5 protein-coding genes are annotated in these 4801 nt (G+C 56.1%); 4 read left to right on the top strand and 1 reads right to left on the bottom strand.

Annotation, left to right across the window (positions count from 1 at the left end; all coding sequences use genetic code 11):
• Positions 1-394: 394 nt before the first annotated feature.
• A complete protein-coding gene (locus tag ACYVL5_RS23305) occupies positions 395-655 on the top strand; it encodes an AbrB/MazE/SpoVT family DNA-binding domain-containing protein (RefSeq protein WP_460597942.1) in 261 nt (86 codons plus the stop codon).
• 113 nt (positions 656-768) lie between these two features.
• Here the strand turns inward: ACYVL5_RS23305 and ACYVL5_RS23300 are convergent, their stop codons facing one another.
• On the bottom strand, positions 769-1206 hold the full coding sequence (locus ACYVL5_RS23300; protein ID WP_460597941.1) for a hypothetical protein: 438 nt from the start codon (positions 1204-1206) through the stop codon (positions 769-771).
• Between the two features lie 205 nt (positions 1207-1411).
• Here ACYVL5_RS23300 and ACYVL5_RS23295 point away from each other — a divergent pair, with 205 nt between their 5' ends.
• From ACYVL5_RS23295 to ACYVL5_RS23285, 3 genes are all read left to right on the top strand, one after another.
• Positions 1412-1897, top strand: coding sequence for an Hcp family type VI secretion system effector (locus tag ACYVL5_RS23295; protein ID WP_460597940.1), 486 nt, complete (start codon positions 1412-1414; stop codon positions 1895-1897).
• 85 nt (positions 1898-1982) lie between these two features.
• Entirely contained in the window at positions 1983-2351 is a 369-nt protein-coding gene (locus tag ACYVL5_RS23290) for a hypothetical protein (protein ID WP_460597939.1), read from the top strand.
• A 536-nt stretch (positions 2352-2887) separates the two neighbouring features.
• Positions 2888-4246 carry a Fic family protein gene (locus ACYVL5_RS23285; RefSeq protein ID WP_460597938.1) on the top strand — a complete coding sequence of 453 codons (1359 nt, stop codon included), beginning with the start codon at positions 2888-2890 and terminating at the stop codon, positions 4244-4246.
• Positions 4247-4801: the final 555 nt, after the last annotated feature.

Genomic DNA, 4801 nt, shown 5'->3' with positions numbered 1-4801 from the left:
CGCACAGGGTAGAAGGAACTCCGCTGATCGCTAAGTGGAAAATGAGGTTGGCGACGGTTGCAGCCAAACTGGAAAATTAGGCTGGCGACGGGGGTGGAAAATTTCGTTGGCGACAGCCCCCTTCAAACTGGCAAATTACCATGGCGGCCGACACTGCGGCTTCGGGTCCACCGTCGTCTCGAAGATCGGCAAGAGCTGGAAAGACATGTGGGAAATGTTCCTCTGGAACCTGTCCTAAAGCTTTGACGATATGAACAAGCAAAGCCCGCCACACCTCTTGAGGTGTGACGGGCTTTTCTGTTAAGAAGGATACTACTGGCTTGCCACCAGCTCCGCATGTTTCATGTGAATCTACAGCCACTTGGGATTACATCTTTATATTGGACGGAGGTACATGATGCACGCGACTAAGCTGCGTAAGATGGGCGGCGCGATCATGCTTGCAATACCACCTGCCATTCTTGATCTGCTGAATCTCAAGGCCGGTGCCACTGTTGGCCTGACCGCCGAACAAGGGAGGCTGGTGATTGAACCGGCCCCGCGCCCGCGTTACACACTGGACGAGCTATTGGCTGAATTTGATGCGTCGGCCGAGATAAGCCCCGATGAACAAGCCTGGCTGGTTAGCAAGCCGATGGGGAGGGAATTGCTGTAATGGAGGGAGCCGGAGGGGGACGTTGTTGAGCTGGTTAACTTTGTACGGGAAAAGCTTGATGAGGGGCGAGGTTTGCCCCTCATTTTTTGCCTTCATCATCACCTTGTGGGGGGCTATTGGTGGGCTCTGTAAAAGTTGGCTAGGCCTTGGCCGTGGCTGTATTGCAACATGCCGGTGATGATCTTGCCGGCTTGTTCTTTCCGGTAAATCTCCCGCCCCGCCCTGGTCTCTTTGACTGGGCCGAAGGTCTTGACCATTAGGGCCTTCACCCTGGTGTAATTACTGTCGCCATTAAATATAAAATGTGCAGCGTCGAACTTCCCGCGGGTGGCCTTGTAGGTGAGCTCGCTCACCGGGATTCCCTCGACCCGGGAGTGGTCCTGGGGGCGGCTGTAAAACTTCCATCCGTCTTTGGCATCCAGGATCAATCTGAATCCTTTGGCTGGCATGGCCGAGCCCCATCTCACGCCGTTAAAGTGGTTCACGTCGAAAATTGCGGCGTGGGCCTGGGTGGATATCAACAGCAACAACGTCAATCCTATTCTCTTCATCCTCCCCTCCTCAACCTTGCCCTTCTTCTCGAGCTCCTACGACTTAACCACATGCGCAACGATCACGTGTGCCATCAGCGGCAACCTAGATTCCAATATAAGAAGCCCCCTCGTTCGCCCCCTTGACATGAAAGCATTATAATTTAGGCTTTCCGAATCCATCCGAGCAGGTACTCGGATACCAGCTACCAGGGAGGATTCGCTCATGGCCATGCCAGCCCATCTCGCGCTCCAAGGCGAGAAGCAAGGAAACATCGAGGGATCTTGCGACATGCAGGGAAGAGAAGGATCGATCCTTATTTATGGAGTCAACCATGGTATCAGCATACCCCGCAGCCCTACGGATGGCCTCGCCACAGGCAAAAGGGTGCATGGCCCTCTCTCCGTCATAAAGGAACAGGATCGGAGTTCGCCAAAACTATATCAGGCGCTGTGTACCGGCGAGCACATGAAACGGGTCACCGTCAAGTGGTACCGGATAACGAAGATGGGGACCGAGGAGCATTATTTCACGCACGAGCTTGAAGATGCCATCATTGTCAGTATTTGTCCATTTATGCCGACCACCCTGCTTTCCGAAAACGATCCTTACCGCCACATGGAACAGGTTTCCTTTACCTACAAGAAGATCAAATGGACTTGGGAGCCAAGCGGCATCGAGGCCGAGGATTCATGGGATGTGCCGAGATGACCATTCTTCCCGGGGGCGCCTGAATCCCGGGAATGGTTATGATCAACGGTGTCAGTCTTTCCCCTTACGGACAACGGAGGATCAAATGTCATCCACCTTCTATCGCTACTTCAAGCAAAACATGGATGCCTTAAATCTGCCTGCCCCGGAATCCCTGTTTCAGACCTTGCAAGCCGCAGTTTCGAATGCAACCATTTTTATGGCATTTGTCGACAGGTTTGGGACAAGAGTGACTGTTGGTGAACTTATCGGTGCAGGCACAGGATTGGAAGGCCTGGCGACTATTGGGGCCTGCAGCGCGGCCTACTACGTTGGTGCAGTTATCGGCAGTATCGCCGTGGCCACAGGGAGGACGATGGCAGGAGGAGTGACAATCGCCGACGTTTTATCAACCGCGGATCTGTTCAATTTGCACCGTTCGTGGCTTATTCCTAGTTACCTCTCGGGAAGGTAACGATGAAAGATCAAACATATCTGCTTCTTACGGGATTGGCATGTTCGTGTGTGGCTTGGCTATTCTGGTCTTTTGCCGGCACTCATGGGATGACGATACTTTTGATGATCGTGGCAGCGCTGACCACCGCTGATAACTTTCGGCTCAGACGCCAACTTCGAACTTTAGTCAGGCCTCCTAAAAAGTGACCCCTTGCCGACTCGGCCGGAGGCATTCAATTGTCCACGGACACGGGTCTTGGGTTAACAAGGGGAGCCGGAGGGGGACGTTGTTGAGCCGGTTAACTTTGGCCGGAGGGGGACGTTGTTGAGCCGGTTAACTTTGTACAGCAGTAACTCAACGAACTCAACAACGGCCCTTGCCGCCCCTTAGCCCCTCACGCGCACGCTGAAGAGCCCGATGACCGGATGGATCATCGGGCTTTTTTGTACCGTCACCGGCGGGGGACCCTTGACTTGTCACTCGGCTCGGGTTTCCTTGTGAGAGCCGACATCGTTTCCTCGTCCGGACATCGCGAGCACCGCAGGGAGGAGCCAATGACCGAGCATGATTTCGTCGAGATCGAGCAAACCTTGCAGGCCTTTCCGGACGGGGCGGATATCAACGAGTTGGAGGAGGCCCTCCGTGCAGGGAAATGGACGCTGACCCGGCGCACCCTGCAGCGCTGCCTCAGGGAGTTGAGGGACAATAACCGGATCAGAGTCACCGGGTACTCGCAAAGGGCACGCCGCTACTTCCCCCTCCGGGCTTCCGTAAAAGAACAGGCGGCAAGGAACCGGCTCCCGCCCCCTGATGCCGACAGCGGAAATCGGAGCAGCGCCAGCCTGTTGCTTCCCCGGCATGCAGCGGTTGGCTTCGGCCGGGAGTTGCTTCAGTCCTACCGGGAAACCGGAGCCTACCTGGACAACGCCACGCGCAGCCATCTGCACCGCCTCGGCGCCGCCCACCACGCCACCCCACCCGCCCCGACGGCCACCTTGGTCGATCACATCCTGGCCAGACTGCTCGTCGATCTCTCCTGGGCCTCAAGCCACCTGGAAGGAAATTCCTACTCGCTGCTGGAGGCCGAGAAGTTGCTCACCTACGGAGAGGTCGCCGGCGGGAAGAACTGGATCGATACCCAGATGATCTTCAACCACAACGAGGCGATCGAGTTCCTGGTGGCCAACAGCACGGAAATCAACTTCACTCCCTTTTTCATCCTCAATTTGCACGCCATCCTGTCCGACAACCTGCTTGCCGACCCAAAGTCGCACGGCCGGCTGCGCCAAAACACCGTCAACGCCTGCGGCTCGGTCTACTTGCCGTTGACGACCCCGCAACTGCTCGACGAACACTTCAGGCGACTCCTCGGTGCCGCGGCGTCGATCACCGATCCGTTTGAGCAAGCCTTCTTCGCGCTGGCACATCTGAGCTACCTGCAGCCCTTCGAGCACTTGAGCAATCCGGTCTCCCGCCTCGCCGCCAACATTCCCCTGCTCAAACACAACCTCTGTCCGCTCTCCTTCATCGGGGTCTCGGCAGCGGATTTCCACGACGGGCTCGAGGCGATACGGGAGACCAATCGCGTGGACCGGCTGCGCCAGATCTTCGTCGCAGCGTACGAAGAGTCGGTAAAGCGTTACCTCCCCACTCCGCGAGGACTGGGGGAGCCAGACCTCTTTCGAACCAGGTACCGCAACGAGTTGACCGAGGCTATCCAGGAAGTCATCCTGCGTTCCGAAGTGGTGGCAGAGGTCTTCGTTTCGCTTTGGGCTGCCGAACAAATACCGGCCGAAGATCGGGTCCCCTTCATTTCCCTGGTGATGGCAGAAGTGCGGGGCCTGCACGAAGGCAACATTGCCAGATTCCGCCTCCGCCCTGCCGAATTCAGGTCGTGGAAGGGAAAAAAGTAATTTTGAAGAAAAAAACAAAAGTTCGCGATGAAAAAGAAAACTCCTGCAACTTCATTGTCTCGTTCGGTAAAAAAGGATAACCAGCCGCGAAAGCTACGTCACCCGTCGCGAAAACGTTCTCACGGTCGCAAGCACCTTCCCTCGGGTCGCAATATTGCGCCGGCTTTTACGACCACATCGTCCCGAGTCGCGATAGCATTACCGCAGTCGCAAGCGCCTGCTCCCATGTCGCGGTACCAATCAAGCAGTCGCCATCTCCTCGTCTCAAGTCGCAATGAAATTCCGGCAGCCGCAGCCACTCGTCCCGTCGTCGCAGGAAAAGTCGCGCCGTCGCATTTTCGTCGTTGCCAGTCACGGGGAAAATCCAACTGGCACAACCAATCCGTCTCAAGCCGCAATAACAGGTCGGCGAGGGTGTAAAAAGGTTCCTGATTAGCGCCAATCTTCCGCTGGAAGACAAGCGCGACATATTACGTCGTAGGTGGTTCATATAATCACGGCACATTCCATCCGAGGAGGCTGCCGTGAAGAATCGTTTCCAGTTCCAGTCAGGCC

Source organism: Geomonas sp. Red276 (assembly GCF_054784495.1).
Note: the sequence above shows the minus strand (reverse complement) of the source record. Positions and strands in the feature narration are given on the sequence as shown.